This is a genomic window from Sphingopyxis sp. GW821-FHT10B01, from assembly GCF_059415685.1.
On record NZ_JBWKNS010000002.1, the window covers coordinates 204,491 to 221,687 of the forward strand.

The 17,197-nt window shown below is 65.6% G+C and carries 15 protein-coding genes; 6 read left to right on the forward strand and 9 right to left on the reverse strand.

What is annotated here, in order from left to right:
* Positions 1-28 precede the first annotated feature (28 nt).
* Positions 29-895, reverse strand: coding sequence for a helix-turn-helix domain-containing protein (locus tag AC07NV_RS05390; RefSeq protein ID WP_495165317.1), 867 nt, complete (start codon positions 893-895; stop codon positions 29-31).
* A 128-nt stretch (positions 896-1,023) separates the two neighbouring features.
* Here AC07NV_RS05390 and AC07NV_RS05395 point away from each other — a divergent pair, with 128 nt between their 5' ends.
* The gene (locus AC07NV_RS05395) at positions 1,024-1,797 is read left to right on the forward strand and encodes an SDR family oxidoreductase (RefSeq protein WP_495165318.1); all 774 of its coding nucleotides are present in this window, start codon (positions 1,024-1,026) and stop codon (positions 1,795-1,797) included.
* A 166-nt stretch (positions 1,798-1,963) separates the two neighbouring features.
* Here AC07NV_RS05395 and AC07NV_RS05400 read toward each other — a convergent pair whose 3' ends face one another.
* Together AC07NV_RS05400 and AC07NV_RS05405 are read right to left on the reverse strand one after the other, a co-directional pair.
* Positions 1,964-2,443, reverse strand: a complete 480-nt coding sequence (locus tag AC07NV_RS05400) for a hypothetical protein (RefSeq protein ID WP_495165319.1) — start codon at positions 2,441-2,443, stop codon at positions 1,964-1,966.
* Between the two features lie 20 nt (positions 2,444-2,463).
* Entirely contained in the window at positions 2,464-3,456 is a 993-nt protein-coding gene (locus AC07NV_RS05405) for an alpha/beta hydrolase family protein (RefSeq protein ID WP_495165320.1), read from the reverse strand.
* A gap of 141 nt (positions 3,457-3,597) precedes the next feature.
* Between AC07NV_RS05405 and AC07NV_RS05410 the strand changes: the two genes are divergently transcribed.
* Positions 3,598-4,386, forward strand: coding sequence for a LytTR family DNA-binding domain-containing protein (locus tag AC07NV_RS05410; RefSeq protein ID WP_495165321.1), 789 nt, complete (start codon positions 3,598-3,600; stop codon positions 4,384-4,386).
* On the opposite strand, the gene AC07NV_RS05415 is transcribed toward AC07NV_RS05410, so the two are convergent.
* Positions 4,383-5,432 (reverse strand): hypothetical protein, encoded by a 1,050-nt coding sequence (locus tag AC07NV_RS05415; RefSeq protein ID WP_495165322.1) that lies wholly within the window; start codon positions 5,430-5,432, stop codon positions 4,383-4,385. The two genes, AC07NV_RS05410 and AC07NV_RS05415, sit on opposite strands and share 4 nt — an antisense overlap.
* 363 nt (positions 5,433-5,795) lie before the next feature.
* Between AC07NV_RS05415 and AC07NV_RS05420 the strand changes: the two genes are divergently transcribed.
* Positions 5,796-7,613 (forward strand): right-handed parallel beta-helix repeat-containing protein, encoded by a 1,818-nt coding sequence (locus tag AC07NV_RS05420; protein WP_495165323.1) that lies wholly within the window; start codon positions 5,796-5,798, stop codon positions 7,611-7,613.
* A 171-nt stretch (positions 7,614-7,784) separates the two neighbouring features.
* Here AC07NV_RS05420 and AC07NV_RS05425 read toward each other — a convergent pair whose 3' ends face one another.
* From AC07NV_RS05425 to typA, 4 genes are all read right to left on the reverse strand, one after another.
* Entirely contained in the window at positions 7,785-8,339 is a 555-nt protein-coding gene (locus tag AC07NV_RS05425; RefSeq protein ID WP_495165324.1) for a pseudouridine synthase, read from the reverse strand.
* Positions 8,336-9,949 (reverse strand): NAD(P)/FAD-dependent oxidoreductase, encoded by a 1,614-nt coding sequence (locus AC07NV_RS05430; RefSeq protein WP_495165325.1) that lies wholly within the window; start codon positions 9,947-9,949, stop codon positions 8,336-8,338. The genes AC07NV_RS05425 and AC07NV_RS05430 overlap by 4 nt, the downstream gene beginning before the upstream one ends.
* A gap of 65 nt (positions 9,950-10,014) precedes the next feature.
* The gene (locus AC07NV_RS05435) at positions 10,015-10,524 is read right to left on the reverse strand and encodes a hemerythrin domain-containing protein (protein ID WP_495165326.1); all 510 of its coding nucleotides are present in this window, start codon (positions 10,522-10,524) and stop codon (positions 10,015-10,017) included.
* A gap of 126 nt (positions 10,525-10,650) precedes the next feature.
* Positions 10,651-12,483 carry a translational GTPase TypA gene (gene typA / locus AC07NV_RS05440; RefSeq protein ID WP_495165327.1) on the reverse strand — a complete coding sequence of 611 codons (1,833 nt, stop codon included), beginning with the start codon at positions 12,481-12,483 and terminating at the stop codon, positions 10,651-10,653.
* 236 nt (positions 12,484-12,719) lie between these two features.
* Here typA and AC07NV_RS05445 point away from each other — a divergent pair, with 236 nt between their 5' ends.
* Together AC07NV_RS05445 and AC07NV_RS05450 are read left to right on the forward strand one after the other, a co-directional pair.
* A complete protein-coding gene (locus AC07NV_RS05445; protein ID WP_495165328.1) occupies positions 12,720-14,105 on the forward strand; it encodes a cytochrome ubiquinol oxidase subunit I in 1,386 nt (461 codons plus the stop codon).
* On the forward strand, positions 14,102-15,109 hold the full coding sequence (locus AC07NV_RS05450) for a cytochrome d ubiquinol oxidase subunit II (RefSeq protein ID WP_495165329.1): 1,008 nt from the start codon (positions 14,102-14,104) through the stop codon (positions 15,107-15,109). The genes AC07NV_RS05445 and AC07NV_RS05450 overlap by 4 nt, the downstream gene beginning before the upstream one ends.
* A 310-nt stretch (positions 15,110-15,419) precedes the next feature.
* On the opposite strand, the gene AC07NV_RS05455 is transcribed toward AC07NV_RS05450, so the two are convergent.
* The gene (locus AC07NV_RS05455; protein WP_495165330.1) at positions 15,420-16,073 is read right to left on the reverse strand and encodes a 5'-methylthioadenosine/S-adenosylhomocysteine nucleosidase family protein; all 654 of its coding nucleotides are present in this window, start codon (positions 16,071-16,073) and stop codon (positions 15,420-15,422) included.
* Positions 16,074-16,180: 107 nt separating this feature from the next.
* On the opposite strand from AC07NV_RS05455, the gene AC07NV_RS05460 reads away from it, so the two are divergent.
* On the forward strand, positions 16,181-17,140 hold the full coding sequence (locus AC07NV_RS05460; protein WP_495165331.1) for a bile acid:sodium symporter family protein: 960 nt from the start codon (positions 16,181-16,183) through the stop codon (positions 17,138-17,140).
* The last annotated feature ends 57 nt before the right edge of the window (positions 17,141-17,197 follow it).

Sequence of the window (17,197 nt, forward strand, 5' to 3'; positions counted from 1 at the left end):
CCCCGGCACCGGACGCGGGTTCGGAGCGCTAGCGCGCAGCGGCGCGATAGCGCGACGGCGGGGCGCCGAAACGGCGCGCAAAGGCCGTCGCAAAATGACTTGGCGTGGCAAAGCCGGTCGCCAGCGCAACATCGGTCACCGGTTCCTCCGTCTGCCGGAGCCGCCGCGCCGCTTCGTCGAGCCGCGCGCGCATCACATATTGCCAGGGCGACAGACCGAAGGCGTCGTGGAAAGCCCCGGTAAAGCGGCGGACATCCATCCCGACAAGAAGGGCCAGCGCGTCGAGGCTGTGCTGCGCGTCGAGCTGACTGCGGATCGCATCGACCAGCCGGTTGCGGTCCGACGCCGAGAGCGCGCGACGCGCCGTCGCCCTGCCGCCCTGCTGTCCGTATCGCTGGCGCAGATGCCGTTCCAGAGCATCGCCGAGTGCGTGCGATGCCATCGACGACAGATCGTCACCAGGCCCGCGCACCAGTTCCGCCAACCGCGCCGCAGCGCCGAAGAGAAAATCGTCGCGATGCTGCACCCGCGCCGCCAGCGGCGTATCGGCGAGCAGCCCCGTCGGCACGCCGAGTTCGACGAACTCGGCGTACTCGCCCTGCGCGAGCGCGGCATAGCGGCACGCGGCGGGGATCATCCAGACGTCGCCGCGCGACGGCAGCGCGCTGCCCGACGGCCCCACCGAAAATTCGCAGTCCATCCGGTCGAGCCGGCCGCCGAGGTGGACGACGATGACATGATGGTCCTCCTCGAACGCCCAGTCGGTCGGCTGTTCGAGATTTTCCGTCGCGGCGAGTATGCCGAGCTGACCGATCCGCGCCTGATGGCGCGTCACCACGTCGCGCCGCGATCGCGGCCTGATACCATCCCAGACGTGCAGTGCGGTTCCGGTCACTCACCCACCTTGCGAGTCCCCACGACTCATGTTGCCCGAAAGCGAAGGCTGCGCCGGAATTCGAAAGCGGGCAAGATGAAAGCCCGTTACCTCTCCGCGTCTCCCCTTTCCCTTCAAGGATATATTCGATGGCGGACCACAGCATCAAAAACAAAATCGTCCTGATCGCCGGCGGCGGCAAGAATCTCGGCGGGCTGATCGCGCGCGACCTCGCCGCGCAGGGCGCAAAGGCCATCGCGGTCCATTACAACAGCCCCGCGTCGGCCGCCGAAACCGAAGAGACGCTCGCCGCGATCCGCGCCGCTGGTGCCGAAGCGGTCGCCTTCCAGGCCGACCTCACCTCTGCGGGCGCCGTCGAGAAGCTGTTCGCCGATACGATCGCCGCGATCGGCCGCCCCGATATCGCGATCAACACGGTGGGCAAAGTGCTCAAAAAGCCCTTCACCGAGATCAGCGAGGGCGAATATGACGAAATGACCGCGGTCAATTCCAAGACCGCCTTCTTCTTCCTGAAAGAGGCGGGCAAGCATCTCAACGATAATGGCAAGATCTGCACGCTCGTCACGTCGCTGCTCGGCGCCTACACGCCTTTCTACGCCGCTTATGCAGGCACCAAGGCGCCGGTCGAGCATTTCACCCGCGCCGCCTCGAAGGAGTTTGGCGAGCGCGGCATTTCGGTGACCGCGATCGGCCCCGGCCCGATGGACACGCCCTTCTTCTACCCCGCCGAGGGCGAGGATGCGCAGGCCTATCATAAATCGGCCGCCGCCTTGTCGGGCTTCTCGAAGACCGGGCTCACCGACATCGCCGATATCGTCCCGTGGATCCGCATGCTGGTGTCCGACGGCTGGTGGATGACCGGCCAGACGATCCTCGTCAACGGCGGCTATACGACCAAGTGACCCCTCACCCGGCGCCCAACGGGTGGCCGGGACAGCCGGGCGGATGGCGCACCCAGCGCCGTCCGCCCGATTTTTCAGAACCGCCCCTCGAAGGTCAGCCCGGCAGCGGCAACGCCGGCCCCACGTCCGCCTGATCGCGGCTATCGCGCTTCGGCGCCCGTTGGGGTCAGGCGTCGTCGGCTTCGTCGGCTGCGGCATAGAGCGCCACGCCGGCGACAACCGCAAGCCCCACGACGACCAGCGCGATGGTCCCGGCGTCGGACAGATTATTCCGCCCCTTCGTCGATGCGCGTCCGCCCGGTGCGTAACGCGAAGGCGCGAGGCTCTGTCCCGCCAGCGAAAAATGCGGCTTGGGGGCGTCACCCGTGAAACCGAACTCCAGCCCTTCGCCGATGCGCCAGGCGGGTCCTTTCAGCCCCGCCCCGTCGCTCCGCTGCATCGGCGCGACCGTCAGGCTCGCGCGGATTTTCTTGCTGTCATCGCGCGTCCCGCCCAGCGGAATCCGGATGCGCGCGCCGACGAAGCCGCCCATCGCCATCGGCGCAGCGCCGTTCGGATAGCTGCCGCCGTCGAAGGTCTGGGCCTGCAACGGCGACGCGCAGCACGACAGCAGCGCGAGCGATACGGCAAATGATCTCATGGTCATCGATTAGTCCCTCCCCATCGTCATTGATTACCCTCAAATGGGGCGGAAGAATGGCCGTGCAGCGCGGCGCGAAAAAAACGCACGACGTCGGCGTTGAAGCCCGTGTGAAATCCCGCCCGGTCGAACCCCGGCGCGCTTTCGCATATCTGCGGCACGGTCTTCGGGTCGGCGCAGGGCGCGAGGAAGTCGAAATGCCCGGCGCCCGCCGCACCGTGAAATTCGGGCGGAACGGGCAGCGCCGCACGGACCGCATCGGCATAGAAGGGCGCGGGCAGGACGCGGTCGGCGTCGGCGCGCCACAGCTGGACGGGCACCCTCACCCCCGCCAGCCCGGCGCGGTCGAAGGCAAAACCCAGCGCCGGCGCCGCGACGACGATCGCCCGGATCCGCGCATCGCCCTTGTCCGGCCAGGCGATGCCGGGGCCCGGCGGCAACGCCCCGACCATCCGGCAGTCGAAGAAGGCGGGGTGCGCCGCGCAATGCGCCGCCATCCGCGACAGGTCGGGGCGCCCGCCCGCCGCGGCCAGCACGGTAAAGCCGCCCGCCGAAAAGCCGAAGGCGCCGATCCGGCCGGGGTCGACGTTCTTATGCCCCGCCCAGCCGGTCAGCATATAGGTGATCAGCGCGCCGAGCGCCTGCGGCCGGTCCTCGACATGCGTCGCGCGGCTCTTGTCGCGCCAATTGTCGCCGGGATGGGTGAGCGCCGCGACGATGAAGCCCGCGCGCGCCAGCGCGGCGGCAGTGTCGGCGTGCCCGCTAAAATCGCCGCCCGATCCGTGCGACATCACGATCAGCGGATGGCGCCCCGGCGGCAGCACGCCCCCCGGAACGACGTCCTGCGCATAAAGCCCGAGCCGCTGGTGCACCGCCGCGCCCGGCGCCGGATACCATATCCCGACCTCGACCCCCTCGGCGGTCGTGGTGCGTTCGAAGCCCGCCTGCGGCGATTGCGCAGCGGCAGGCGCCACCGACAGGAGGGCGGCGAGGGCGGCAAAGGCGAAACGCAGCGACATAAGGACCGGACTCCCGTGACAGACGCACCGCTCTGGCCGCATCGCCGGCCACCGCGAAAGCCCGCTTTCGCGAACGGGCGAACGGGTTCGCGGGCGGGCGAACGGGCTTCCCACGCTTCGCCCCGCAAGTTACGAAGCGCCATGCCCCGCGCGCCCCTCTCCACCGCCGTCCCGAACGGCGCGCCGCACCGTCTGTGGCGCTGGATCGCGCTCGCCGCGATCGCGGGCCTCCTGCTCGCGCTCGTCGGCCCGTTCGGCACCTGGCTTTACAAGGGCATGGCGGCGCGCCTGATCTTCTGGATCACCGCGACGCTCGCCGGGCTGGTCAACTATGGCGTCACGCTGACCGCGGTGCGGCGGCGCGTGCCGCCCGCCAGCCGCGCCTGGTGGCCCGCGATGCTCGCCGCGGCGCTGATCGCCAGCGTCCCGCAAGCGCTGATCACCCGCGGCTTCGCCTTCCGGCTCTGGCCCGACCTCGCGCGCCGCGATCCGTCCTGGCTCGTCTGGTACGCCAATACCGCATTGATCGGGCTGATCGCGACGGTGGGAATCCTGCTGGTCCTGCGCCGCGCCGCGCAGCCCGCGCAACCGGGCATCGCGCCCACCGCGCCCGCCGAACCCGGCCTGGGCGGGCGCGCGCCGGCGAGCATTTTCGCGCTGCAGATGGAGGATCATTATGTCCGCATCCACGACGCCGCAGGGTCCGCGCTGCTGCTGATACCGCTCGGCCGCGCGATCGCGGCGGTCGAGGCGGCTCCGGGCACCGAGGGGCTGCAGGTCCACCGCTCATGGTGGGTCGCGCGCCACGCGGTCGCCGCGGTCGAGGGCAATCCGCGCGCGATGCGTATCCGCCTCGCCAACGGCGTCACCGCCCCCGTCGCCCGCTCCGCCGTCGCGCGCCTCCGCGCGGCGGGATGGATCGCGGGCTAGCGCGAAGCGGCCTGCCCGGTCCCCGCGTCCCTTTTGCCGAGGCGGCGGCGCGGGGGTCGTTTGCGAACCTCGGCAATCCCGTCATCCGCCACGGGGGCAGCGGGCAGCGGCACCGCGGGCGTCGCCTCGCCGCGCGCTTCGGCGGCTTCGATCCATTCGCGATAGCCCTCGGGAATATCGCCGCCCGCTTCGACCCAGTCGGCCTCGCCTGCGATCCGCAGCACCGGCTCCTCATCGGCCAACCCCTCGTGCATCTGCAGCGGCCCGTAAAAGGGAATGCCCCGCTCGCCCAGCCGCACCAGCCCGACCCCCGGATCATCGACCTGCAGCGCGATCGCCTCGGACCCGCCCTCCGCCATCGCGGCATGGACCGCGCGCTGCCGCTCGGCGAGCGCGAGCAGCGCCGCGCCGATCTCGGCCTCGGCCTCGGCATCGAGCACCGCCCCCTCATAGCCTTCGAGCAAAGCCGCCGCCGCATCCTGCGCCCCGGCCGGGTCACCCGCCCCCACGCCATCGCCATGGATCACCGTCCGCACCGTCGTCGAGGCTTCGGCCGCCGCCGCCGCCCCAGCACCGCCCTCACCGCCCCCGGCAACCGCGCCCGCGCGCGTCGAGAAATAGTTGATCGTCGTCCGCTTGCCGCCCGCATCCTGCCCATAGTGGCGCAGGCAAAACATCAGCAGCGCGTCATTATGCCGCCGCCGGAACCCCATCAGCTTGCCCGCGACGAAGACGGGCACCAGATAGCCGTCGACCGCGCGTTCGAACGCGATATCCTTCAGCCGCGCGACCCCGAAATCGAGCGCCGCCTCCCACGCCCGCCGAAAGCCCTCCGCCCCCGCCGCGCGCCGCAGCGTATAGCAGTTCGTCTGCGCCATATTGACCATCGCCGCCGCGCGGCTGACCGACCCGGTATCGGCGAGCGCCGCGATAAACGCCTTCTGCCGCTCGGGCGTCCACCCGTCGTGCCGATATTTGCGCGGCACCGGCGTAAAGTCGGGAAGCGGCGGCCGAGCCTCCGCCACAATCGGTGTCCGGTTCTGCATGATATGCCCTCCTGTTAGCCAAACCGGACGGGGTATGACGGGACAGAGGAATGTAGGAAAGGGGTTTGTTTATGGTTTGTTCTCAATGGATGACAACCGTCGCTGCACCCGGTCTAGGTCGTGCAGATCAACGTTCTCTTGTCCCGGAAACGGCCTTGCGCTCCAGCAAGCGAAGTCAATGTTTGGCATCCGACTATGGATTTCTTCGTGTGGGCTTTTGGCCGAAGCGTTGCGCTACATCACTCAAGCTAAAAGCGTGTTGCCAATACCAAGGACAGCAGCCCCAAAATAGGACGCGATGTAGGTTGCAATGTAGGACTGCAGATGTTCCATCTTTGTTCTTTTTCAACAAGGAGCAAAGAAATGGCAAAAATTACGGACATCCGCCACCGCATGATCAATGCTGGCAACGTAGACAGCGCGATCAACATTAACGTTTACGAGTTCGGCACCTCGAACCGCGTCACACTTTATAGCGATGAAGCACTAACAAGCCCGGTGGGCAATCCCTATGCCGTCGCAGCGGGTAATCCTGTCCCCATTCTGCATCACAGCCACTTCGGCGAACTACGTGTCGAGGTGACTGCTGCCAGTGGCACTCTTTTTAACGATGATCCCTATGATGCGCCTGCAAGCAAAATTGATCTCGCTTCTACTGGCTACAATAGGGGCGCCGGCATGGTCGCGACAAAACGCAGCGGCTCAGATACCGCAACCCGCACGCAGGCCGAGAAGAACAGCGATATAGCTTCCATCTATGATTGGGACGGTAGTGGATTGGACGACACGGTTCGCTTTGAACGGGCTTTCGCCGGAATCGGTTCGAACACCCTGCTTGTCCCGGCAGGCTCCTATGCAATTAATGGTATCATCGACGTCGCCTTCGACGGGATGACACTCAAGCTCGCAGCGGGCGCGGAATTGAATTGCGATGTCGGGCTCGTCGGCGTCGATTTCAGTCAGGCGAACTTCGGCAGCGCGATCCGTATACGCAACGCGCATAATTTCTCGCTGGTTGGCGAGGGTCCATCATCAATGATCCGCATGGTCAATGGCACGCAAGGTAACGGGGTCAGCTTCCTCCATTCGATGAATCCCTATGTCCGCGATATCATGATCCAAAGTGACTATACGACGGTCACGGCACAGCCGGATGACACGTTCTGCACGGGCCTGATGGTGATTGCCTATCAGCCAAACCGCAGCGAATTTTGTAACGCTGTGGCCGAAGGACTATGGGTTCGAGGCTTTCTACACTATGGCGCACAAGCCTATGGCGACCGTTCCAGCCTAAAACTGATCAGACCGAACATTCGCAACATCGGCGACCCGTCGCAGACGAATTCAGTCGGGGGAGGCGTTGCATTCACGCGCGCGACGCAAAATTGTGGTGTGTTCGGCGGGACAATCCGCGACACAAAATGGTGCGGCATCTTCGCCGCGTCGGCTGGTCTACCAGCGCGGAATCTTCGCATTGAGGGCAATGACATATTTGACTGCGGACAAGACGGCATCCTTGTCAGCGAGGAAGCGCAATGGGGCACTGCTCCCGGAAACGCTGGCACCATGGAAGTGACGATTGCGCAAAACAATGTGCGTAACGTGCACCGGCATGGCATCATGGTCGGGACGTTTAACGGGGATCAGCCGGTCGGGCCGCTGGCCGATTTCAAAATAGTCGGCAACATCGTAAAGGATGCTGCCAGCCACGGCATTCTTTGCATGTCGACAAACGTAGACGGCAAGCGCCTGGAAAACGGTTGGATCGACGGCAACACAGTGACGGGGTGTACGATGAATGGCATCGGAATCGTCGCCAACTGCCGCAATGTGAAATTGGGCATGAACGATGTCCGGGACAACGCAGGCGGTCAAGTGGTCGACGATCAAAACCACTGGACACCAGTCACTTTCACCAATGGCTTCGAAAATGCCTTTGGCTTGCCGTTTCCCCAGTGCGCCTATCGCAAGGACGGGAAATGGGTGACGCTGCGGGGAGCTTTAAAGACGGGCAGCGCTGGCAATTCCGCCTTTACATTGCCCGCCGGGTATAGACCAAAAAGCTCCTCGGCCCTCCTCCCCAACCTGGACGGATATATCGACAATGCGACGGGAAACTGCGAGACTACGACGAGTTCAACGGTGTGGAATATCGACGGCATTCGGTTCGAGGTCGAGTAACGATGACGTAATTCGACGTTCACAGTGAGAATTTACGAAATTTGGGGCTTGGGATCCCGCCTCTCCATCGCGAGAGGCGGGGAACTTCACAGGCGGAGGCAAAGTGCCTGCGTTGTAAACCCTCAGCCGAAACCAAAATGGCTGCTTTCGGCCATTCCGCGCTTCTAATATTCACCCAACCTCGCGCCACGTCCCCAACCCTAACTCGCCAATCTCCCACCCCCCGATCCGCCAGCGCACCAACCGCAGCGTCGGATAGCCGACCGCGGCGGTCATGCGGCGGACCTGGCGGTTGCGGCCTTCGGTGATCGTCAGTTCGAGCCATGAGTCGGGCACGCTCTTGCGGTATCGCACCGGCGGGTCGCGGTCCCACAGCATCGGCGGGTCGATGCGGCGGACGGTCGCGGGGCGCGTCGGGCCGTCGTTGAGCGTGACGCCGCGGCGCAGCGCCTCAATCGCGGCGTCGTCGGGCTCGCCCTCGACCTGCGCCAGGTAGGTTTTGGGGGTCTTGTGCTTCGGCGACGAAATCCGCGCCTGTAGCGCGCCGTCGTCGGTCAGGATCAGCAGGCCTTCACTATCGCGGTCGAGCCGCCCCGCCGGATAGACGCCGGGGACGTCGATATAGTCGGACAGCGTTGCGCGCGGGCCGTCGGCGTTCGGGGTCATGCTCTTGTCGGTGAACTGGCTGAGCACGCCCCATGGCTTGTTGAACAGAATCACCGTCATGGCATCAGGCTCCGCGCGACGGCCTCGGCAACCTTGATGCCGTCGACCGCCGCCGACAAAATGCCGCCGGCATAGCCCGCGCCCTCGCCCGCTGGAAACAACCCCGCGGTGTTCAGGCTCTGAAAATCCTCGCCGCGGGTGAAGCGCACGGGTGACGAGGTGCGCGTCTCGACCCCCGTCATCACCACATCGGGATGGTCGTACCCCGCGATCTGGCGCCCGAACACCGGGATCGCCTCGCGCATCGCCTCGACCGCAAAATCGGGCAGGCAGGCCGCGAGGTCGGTCGGGGTCACGCCCGGCCGATACGACGGCACGACGCTGCCCAGCGCGGTCGACGGACGCCCCGCGAGGAAATCGCCGACGCGCTGCGCGGGCGCTTTATAGTTCGATCCGCCCGCGACAAAGGCAAGCGATTCCCAGTGCCGCTGGAAGGCGAGGCCCGCGAGCGGATCGCCCGGATAGTCGCGCGCAGGGTCGATCGCGACGACGAAGCCCGAATTGGCGTTGCGCTCGTTGCGCGAATATTGGCTCATGCCGTTGGTCGCGACGCGGCCCTCCTCGGACGTCGCGGCGACGACGGTGCCGCCGGGGCACATGCAGAAGCTGTAGACGGTGCGGCCGTTCCTGCAGTGGTGCGAGATATGATATTCGGCGGCGCCGAGGATCGGGTTGCCCGCATCGGCGCCAAAGCGCGAGGTGTCGATCCACGATTGCGGATGCTCGATACGGACGCCGATCGAAAAGGGCTTCGCCTCGACATGAACGCCCGCGGCGTGGAGCATCGCAAAGGTGTCGCGCGCGCTGTGCCCGACGGCGAGGATGACGCGGTCGGCCTCGATATACTCCCCATTGCTCAGGTGCAGGCCCTGGACGCGGCGCTCGCCTGCGCCGTCGGCGGCGATATCGAGCCCGTCGACCTTGTGCTGCCAGCGATATTCGCCGCCCAGCCCCTCGATCGTCTCGCGCAGGCTTTCGACCATCGTCACCAGCCGGAAGGTGCCGATATGCGGGTGCGCCTCGGTCAGGATTTCGGGCGGGGCGCCCGCCTTGACGAACTCGGTGAGCACCTTGCGGTCGAGATGCCGCGGGTCCTTGATCCGGCTGTAGAGCTTGCCGTCCGAGAAAGTGCCCGCGCCGCCCTCGCCGAACTGGACGTTCGATTCGGGGTGGAGCACGCCGCGCCGCCATAGATCCCATGTGTCCTTGGTGCGCTCGCGCACAACCTTGCCGCGGTCGAGGATGATCGGGCGGAACCCCATCTGCGCGAGGATCAACCCGACGAACAGCCCGCACGGCCCCGCGCCGACGACGACCGGCCGTTTGACGCCCTTCGGCGCCTGCGTGATGAATTTATAGGCGGTGTTCGGGGTCTGCTGGACGCCCCGGTCCTTGCGAAAGCGCGCGAGCACGGCGCCCTCGTCCTTCACATTGACGTCGACCGAATAGATCAGCTTGATGTTAGTCTTGTCGCGCGCGTCGTGCGCGCGCCGCGCGACGACGTGGCGCACCAGCTCGCGCGGGGAAATGCGCAGCCGCTTGCAGATTGCGGCGGGCAGCTCTTCCGGCGCGTGGTGCAGCGATAAGGTGAGTTCGGTCAGGCGAAGCATCGCACGCCTCTAGCTCGCATTCACCGATGCGCCAATCGATCACGCGCGTTCGGCGATCGATCGGCTCAGCCGCGAGCGACCCCTGCCCCATCGCCCGCGCCGGCGGCGCCGAAGGAAACGGGCGGTGGCGCGGCGGCATCGACCGCCTCGACAATCGATGCCAGCGGGTAGAGTTCGCTGTCCTCGCGCTCGATACGATGGGCCAGCGCGCCCAGGATGCCCTTGGTCGCGGCGCAATAGCCGGGCCAGTCGGCGGCGATCGTTTCGGGGAGCCATTGGCGGCTATAGGCGCTGAACGCTTCGGAAATATGGCCCATTTCGTCGGCGAAATCCTGCGCCGTCGCGGCCAGCCGGGCATCGTCGCTGGCGAGCAACGAGGGATAGAGCACCCAGTCTTCGCGTTTGAGGTGCGCGATCAGCTGGTTGCGCAATTGGGTGCGCGCGCCGTGAAAATCGTCGAGCGCGGCACGATCGGCGGGAAATGCGCCGTGCACATGGCGCCCCAGCGTGGTCGCCAAGGCAAGCAGCCGGCTATGCTCGGTCGTCAACCGTTCGATTTCCGCACACATCGTCATTGCCCATTCCCTCCATCGCAGAAGGATAGAGGTGTATAGCGGCGACGTGAAGAAAGGTTGAACCGCTTAAGTCCGGCCGAACCGTGTCGGAACGAGGCGCCAGAGCCGAAGCCCTGGCGCGCCCGATTATGCCGCTTCTTTCTTGCGCGAGGCTTTCTTGCGCTCGTTCGGATCGAGGATCGCCTTGCGGATGCGGATGTTCTTCGGGGTGACTTCGACCATCTCGTCGTCGTCGATATAGGCGATCGCCTGCTCCAGCGTCATGCGCTTCGGCGGGGTCAGGCGGATCGCGTCGTCCTTGCCCGTCGAACGGAAGTTCGTCAGCTGCTTCGACTTCATCGGGTTGACCTCGAGGTCGTCGGGCTTCGCATTCTCGCCGATGATCATGCCCTCATAGAGCGCCTCGCCGGGCGAGACGAAGAGGATGCCGCGCTCTTCGAGCGGTCCGAGCGCATAGGCCACGGCGTCGCCATTGCCGTTCGAGATCAGGACGCCGTTCTGGCGGCCCGCGATCTGGCCCTTGTGCGGGCCATATTTCTCGAACAGGCGGTTCATGATCCCGGTGCCGCGCGTGTCGGACAGGAATTCGCCATGATAGCCGATCAGGCCGCGCGACGGACCGCTGAAGGTGATGCGCGTCTTGCCGCCGCCCGACGGACGCATGTCGGTCAGGTCGGCCTTGCGGATCTGCATCTTCTCGACAACCGTGCCGCTATGCTCGTCGTCGACGTCGATGACGACGGTTTCATACGGTTCGGTGCGCTTGCCATTTTCGTCCTCGCCGAACAGCACGCGCGGGCGGCTGATCCCGAGTTCGAAGCCTTCGCGGCGCATCGTTTCGATGAGCACGCCGAGTTGAAGCTCGCCGCGGCCCGCGACTTCGAAGCTGTCCTTGTCGGCACTTTCGGTGATGCGGATCGCGACATTGGTTTCGGCTTCGCGGGTCAGGCGGTCGCGGATCATGCGGCTCGTGACCTTGCTGCCTTCGCGGCCCGCCATCGGCGAATCGTTCACGGCAAAGCGCATCGACAGCGTCGGGGGATCGATCGGCTGCGCGGCGATCGGCTCGCTGACGCTGGTGTCGGCGATGGTGTTCGCGACGGTCGCCTGCGCGAGGCCCGCGATCGCGACGATGTCGCCCGCGCGCGCTTCCTCGACGGGAACGCGCTCGAGACCCCGGAACGCGAGCAGCTTCGACGCGCGGCCGGTCTCGATGACCTTGCCGTCCATATCGATCGCGTGGATCGGCTGGTTGACCTTGACCGTGCCCGACTGGACGCGGCCGGTCAGGATGCGGCCGATGAAATTGTCACGGTCGAGCAGGGTCGCGAGGAAAGTGAACGGACCGTCTTCGGGCAGGCCCGGGGTCGGGACGTGGCTGACGATCGTCTTGAACAGCGGCTCCAGCGTGCCTTCGCGCGCTTCGGGGCTTTCCGAGGCATAGCCGCCGCGGCCCGAGGCGTAGAGGATCGGGAAGTCGAGCTGCTCGTCATTGGCTTCGAGCGTCAGGAACAGTTCGAACACTTCGTCGAGCACTTCGGCGGCGCGTGCGTCGCTGCGGTCGATCTTGTTGACGACGACGATCGGCTTCAGGCCGAGCGCGAGCGCCTTGCCGGTCACGAACTTGGTCTGCGGCATCGGGCCTTCGGCGGCATCGACGAGCAGGATGACGCCGTCGACCATGCTGAGAATCCGCTCGACCTCACCGCCGAAATCGGCGTGACCCGGGGTGTCGACGATGTTGATGCGCGTCAGGTCAGCGCCTTCGCCCCACTCGACCGAGGTGCACTTCGCGAGGATGGTGATCCCGCGTTCCTTTTCCAGATCGTTCGAATCCATCGCGCGTTCTTCGACGCGCTGGTTGTCGCGGAAGGTGCCCGATTGGCGGAACAGCTGATCGACGAGGGTGGTCTTGCCATGATCGACGTGCGCGATGATGGCGATATTGCGCAAAGACATGCGGAAGAAGCCTTAATGGAAGGGGGCAGCGCGCAAGGCGCCGCGAAACGCCGCGCCCCTAACAGAAGCGGTGCTGCGGCGCAACAAAATTGCCGCCGTGGATCGCTGTGGCCATTTGGGACAATCGGTCCACTTTCGCCAAATGCGCGCGCTTGTGATAAAAGGGGCACGCTTGGGCCGCAACCGGTGTCGGCACGCGTGGAAGCAAAATTTGGTTCCAAACGGGAGCAAGGCCGATGGACGCGATTGACCCCCTGATACTCGCCCGCATCCAGTTTGCGGCGAACATCAGTTTCCACATCCTCTTCCCGACGATCACCATCTCGCTCGGCTGGGCGCTGCTGGGGTTCAAGCTCGCCTATAACCGCACCCGGAATGAGGCGTGGATGGACGCTTATCGCCTGTGGGTGAAGATTTTTGCGCTGAGCTTTGCGATGGGTGTGGTGTCGGGCATCACGATGAGTTTCCAGTTCGGGACCAACTGGCCGGGCTATATGGAAAAGGTGGGCAATGTCGCCGGGCCGCTGCTCGCCTATGAGGTGCTCACGGCCTTCTTCCTCGAAGCCGTCTTCCTCGGCATCATGCTCTTCGGTTTCAACCGCGTCCCCAATTGGGTCCACACGATGGCGACCTGTCTCGTCGCCGGCGGCACGACGCTGTCGGCCTTCTGGATCATCGCGCTCAACAGCTGGATGCAGACCCCGGCGGGTTATGAGCTGCGCGACGGCATCGTCCATGCGACCGACTGGTGGGCGATCATCTTCAACCCGTCGATGCCGTACCGGCTGATGCACATGCTGCTCGCCTCGGCGCTCACCGTCTCCTTCCTGATCGCCGGGATGAGTGCGTGGCGCTGGCTGAAGGACGGCGGCGGCGAAGGCGTGCGGCGGACGTTGAAAGCTGCGGTCTATGCCGCCGCGCTGCTGATCCCGGTGCAGATTTTTGTCGGGGACATGCACGGGCTCAACACACTCGAGCATCAGCCGCAGAAGGTCGCGGCGATGGAGGCGAATTGGGAGACGCGCAGCCATGTCCCGCTCGTCCTCTTCGCCATCCCCGACCAGAAGGCGCGCACCAACCATCTGGAAATCGCAATCCCCTCGGGCGCCAGCCTGATCCTGAAGCATGAGGCGGCGGGGGTCGTCCCCGGGCTCAATGATTATGAGGGCAATCATCCGCCCGTCAGTCCACTATTCTGGGGTTTTCGTATCATGGTCGGGATCGGGGTGCTGATGCTGCTCACCGCCTGGGCCGCGAGCTGGACGATCCGGCGCCGCGGGGTCGACGCGCTGCCGCGCTGGCTCGCGCGCGCACTTGTCGCGATGACCTTTTCGGGCTGGCTTGCGACGCTCGCGGGCTGGTATGTCACCGAAATCGGCCGCCAGCCATGGCTCGTCACCGGCGTCCTCAAGACCGCCGACGCCGTCGGGCCGGTCGGCGCGGGAATGGTCGCGAGCTCGCTCGCGCTCTACCTGACCGTCTACGCCGTGCTGCTCGCCGCCTATATCGCGGTGCTGTACCGCCTCGCCAGACTCGGCAAGGCGGCGCCCGGGGCCAAGCCGATGTTCCCGCTGCCCGGCGGCGGTGAAGGCCCGGCCGAAGCGCTGGAGGTAAAGTCATGACCCCTTTCTTCGACGCCTGGTGGCTGCCCGTGATCTTCGCCGGGCTGATGGGCCTGTCGATCCTGCTCTATGTCATCCTCGACGGTTATGATCTGGGCGTCGGGATGCTGACGCGGCTGGAGAAGGACGAAAATCGCGACCTGATGGTCGCCTCGATCGGCCCCTTCTGGGACGCCAACGAGACATGGCTGGTGCTCGGTATCGGGCTGCTGCTCGTCGCCTTCCCGGTCGCGCACGGGCTGATCCTGACCCAGCTTTACCTGCCCGTCGTGCTGATGCTCGTCGCGCTGATCCTGCGCGGCGTATCCTTCGAATTCCGCGCCAAGGCACCGCCCGAGCAGAAGCATCGCTGGGACAGCGCCTTTTTCTATGGCTCGCTGATCACCGCACTCTGTCAGGGCTATATGCTCGGCGCCTATGTGCTGGGGTTCGACCAGAGCCTTGCCTCGGTGCTCTTCTGCCTGCTCGCCGCGCTCGGCCTCGTTGCGGGCTATCTCTTCGTCGGCGCGTGCTGGCTGATCTACAAGGTCGAGGGCGAGCTGCAAAAGCGCGCGATGCGCTGGGCCGAGGTCACGCTCTGGCTGACCGCGCTCGCCATGGCGATCATCTCGATCGCAACCCCGCTCTTGTCGGAACGCATCTTCGAACGCTGGTTCCGCCTGCCCGAGATTATCGCGCTGCTGCCGATCCCGATCGCCGCCGCGACCCTGTTTATCGGCCTTGCCATCTTCCTGCGCCGCCCGCTGCGGCCGAAAGACGAGCTGTCATGGGTTCCACTCGCGACCGCGGGCGTCCTGTTCGCGCTCGGCTTCGTCGGCATCGCCTATAGTTTCTACCCCTATCTGATCGCCGACCGGCTCGACATCTGGCAGGCGGCGGCGAGCCCGGAATCGCTAATGATCATCCTTGCCGGAGCCGTGTTCGTGCTGCCCGTGATCCTGGGTTATTCGATCCTCGCGCACTGGATCTTCCGGGGGAAGGCGACGCATCTCAGCTATGATTGAAGCGGGGTGAGCAAGGTTTGCGGCTGCGGATTGGGGAATTAATGTCGGCTATGGGGTGAGAAGCGGACGTTCTTTCTCTCCTTCGTCATCCCGGACTTGATCCGGGATCCACGGCAGCGCTGAAATCATGGGCCCCGGATCGAGTCCGGGGCGACGAGAGATGATGGGTCGCCTTTGCCTGCCCTTTTGCCTCTATCCCCGTTTCTTGTCATTCCCGCGAAAGCGGGAATGACAAAGTTGGGTGCGTGTATGCAGGTTGGGGTTTGCCTCGCTCGGCCACCCCCTGCCGTTCGTCAGCGAAGAGGTTCGATCACAGCATCGCCACCAATCGCTCGACCTCCGCCGCCGCCAGCCGCGCGGCGCGCACCAGATTGGCGTGAAAATCATCGCCGCTGTCGCCATTGGCTTCGTCGGTGACTGCCTTGATCGCGGCCCAGGGTTTGCCCAGCTGCGCCGCGACCTGCGCCACCGCGCCGACCTCCATATCGACCAGCGTCGCGCCGAGATTATCGGCGAGATCGGCAGCGGCATCGGGGCAGGCGACGAAGCTGTCGCCACTCGCAATGCGGGCGTGCGGCAGACCGAGGCCGGGGTTGGTCATCGCGGTAAAATGCGCTTCTCCCGGCTCGCCGATCGGCCATTCGCCTGCACGATAGCGGCGGAAGCGGCCGGGTTGGGCAGCGCCATAATCATGCTGCACCGCCTCCACGATCCAATACGCCCCCGGGGCAGCGCCAAGCGCACCGCAAGTGCCAGTCATCAACAGAATGTCGGCGTCGACGCCCAACGTGCCCACACACAGCGCGGCGTTGACCTTACCGAGCCCGCAGGTGGCGATGGTGAGATGGTGATTGCGGACGGCCAGGCGGCGGACCGCGAAGGGACCGTCGTCGGAGGAACCGGTATCGGGGAAGAGCGCGTCGGCTTCTTCGGGGAGCGCGGCGAGGATGAGGATGCGGGACATGGAAGCAGTTTACGCGACTTGGCGGATTAGCCAATCCTCCCTGTGGCGAAGAGAGGAGGAGGACCGGGGCGCTTGCCAACCGCCCCGCACCCCGCCATCGCTTGTCCATGCTTTCCCGGATATTCCCCGACCGCTTCGTCCCCGTGCTCCTCGCGACGATCCTGCTCGCGAGCCTGCTTCCGGTCCGCGGCAGCGCGGTGCCCATCGCGCAGGGCCTGTCGACCGCCGCAATCGTCTTTCTCTTTTTTCTCAACGGCGTGCGCCTGCCGCGCGACGAGGTGCTGCACGGCATCCGCAACTGGAAATTGCAGGGTGGCACGCTCGCTTTCTGCTTTGGCGCGATGGCACTACTTGGCCTCGCGGCGCAGGCGGCGACCGCGCCGTTGCTACCGCCAACGCTCGCGCTCGGCTTCCTGTTTCTCGGCATCCTGCCCTCGACCGTCCAGTCGGCGACCGCCGCGAGCAGCCTCGCCGGCGGCAATGTTGCAGCAAGCGTCGTCGCGGCGGCGCTGCTCAACCTCAGCGGCGTGATCGTCTCACCCCTGTTATTCGCGGCCTTGGCCGGCAGCGCAGGGGAGATCAGCGGCGCCGGTGCGCTGCGCATCGTCGCGATCCTGCTGCTGCCCTTCATCGCCGGGCAATTCGCGCAGGCGTGGCTACGCCCATGGGTGCTCGCGCATCGCGGCCTCACGACCTTCATGGATCGCAGCGCGATCGCGATCGCGGTCTATGTCGCCTTTTCCGCTGCGGTGGTCGCCGGCATCTGGGGGCTGCTCGACGGCCGCGAGATCGGTATTGTGTTCGGGGTCGTCGCGCTTCTCCTCGCCCTATCCTTCGGCGGCGCGTGGCTTTTCGGGGCGCTGCTGCGGCTCAAGCGCCCCGATCGCATCACTCTGCTCTTCTCAGGCGCGCAGAAAAGCATCGCCGTCGGCGCGCCGCTCGCCGCGACGCTCTTTCCCCCCGCGATCGCCGGCATGGTGCTGGTCCCGATCCTCGTCTATCATATGGCGCAGTTGATCCTGTCGGCGTGGATCGCGCCGGTGTTGAATCGATCAGTACCGGTGTAGTACTTGAATAATACAGGCCTGCATGTCATATAGGCAGGCGGTATCAGGGTGGAAGGA

Excerpts from the sequence above, each read along its gene's own strand:
- AC07NV_RS05455 (WP_495165330.1), bottom strand. The coding sequence starts at position 16,073 with ATGTCCCGCATCCTCATCCTCGCCGCGCTCCCCGAAGAAGCCGACGCG.
- AC07NV_RS05410 (WP_495165321.1), top strand. The coding sequence starts at position 3,598 with ATGCCCCGCGCGCCCCTCTCCACCGCCGTCCCGAACGGCGCGCCGCAC.
- AC07NV_RS05425 (WP_495165324.1), bottom strand. The coding sequence starts at position 8,339 with ATGACGGTGATTCTGTTCAACAAGCCATGGGGCGTGCTCAGCCAGTTC.
- AC07NV_RS05435 (WP_495165326.1), bottom strand. The coding sequence starts at position 10,524 with ATGACGATGTGTGCGGAAATCGAACGGTTGACGACCGAGCATAGCCGG.
- AC07NV_RS05415 (WP_495165322.1), bottom strand. The coding sequence starts at position 5,432 with ATGCAGAACCGGACACCGATTGTGGCGGAGGCTCGGCCGCCGCTTCCC.
- typA (WP_495165327.1), bottom strand. The coding sequence starts at position 12,483 with ATGTCTTTGCGCAATATCGCCATCATCGCGCACGTCGATCATGGCAAG.
- AC07NV_RS05400 (WP_495165319.1), bottom strand. The coding sequence starts at position 2,443 with ATGACCATGAGATCATTTGCCGTATCGCTCGCGCTGCTGTCGTGCTGC.
- AC07NV_RS05420 (WP_495165323.1), top strand. The coding sequence starts at position 5,796 with ATGGCAAAAATTACGGACATCCGCCACCGCATGATCAATGCTGGCAAC.
- AC07NV_RS05395 (WP_495165318.1), top strand. The coding sequence starts at position 1,024 with ATGGCGGACCACAGCATCAAAAACAAAATCGTCCTGATCGCCGGCGGC.
- AC07NV_RS05405 (WP_495165320.1), bottom strand. The coding sequence starts at position 3,456 with ATGTCGCTGCGTTTCGCCTTTGCCGCCCTCGCCGCCCTCCTGTCGGTG.
- AC07NV_RS05430 (WP_495165325.1), bottom strand. The coding sequence starts at position 9,949 with ATGCTTCGCCTGACCGAACTCACCTTATCGCTGCACCACGCGCCGGAA.
- AC07NV_RS05460 (WP_495165331.1), top strand. The coding sequence starts at position 16,181 with ATGCTTTCCCGGATATTCCCCGACCGCTTCGTCCCCGTGCTCCTCGCG.
- AC07NV_RS05445 (WP_495165328.1), top strand. The coding sequence starts at position 12,720 with ATGGACGCGATTGACCCCCTGATACTCGCCCGCATCCAGTTTGCGGCG.
- AC07NV_RS05450 (WP_495165329.1), top strand. The coding sequence starts at position 14,102 with ATGACCCCTTTCTTCGACGCCTGGTGGCTGCCCGTGATCTTCGCCGGG.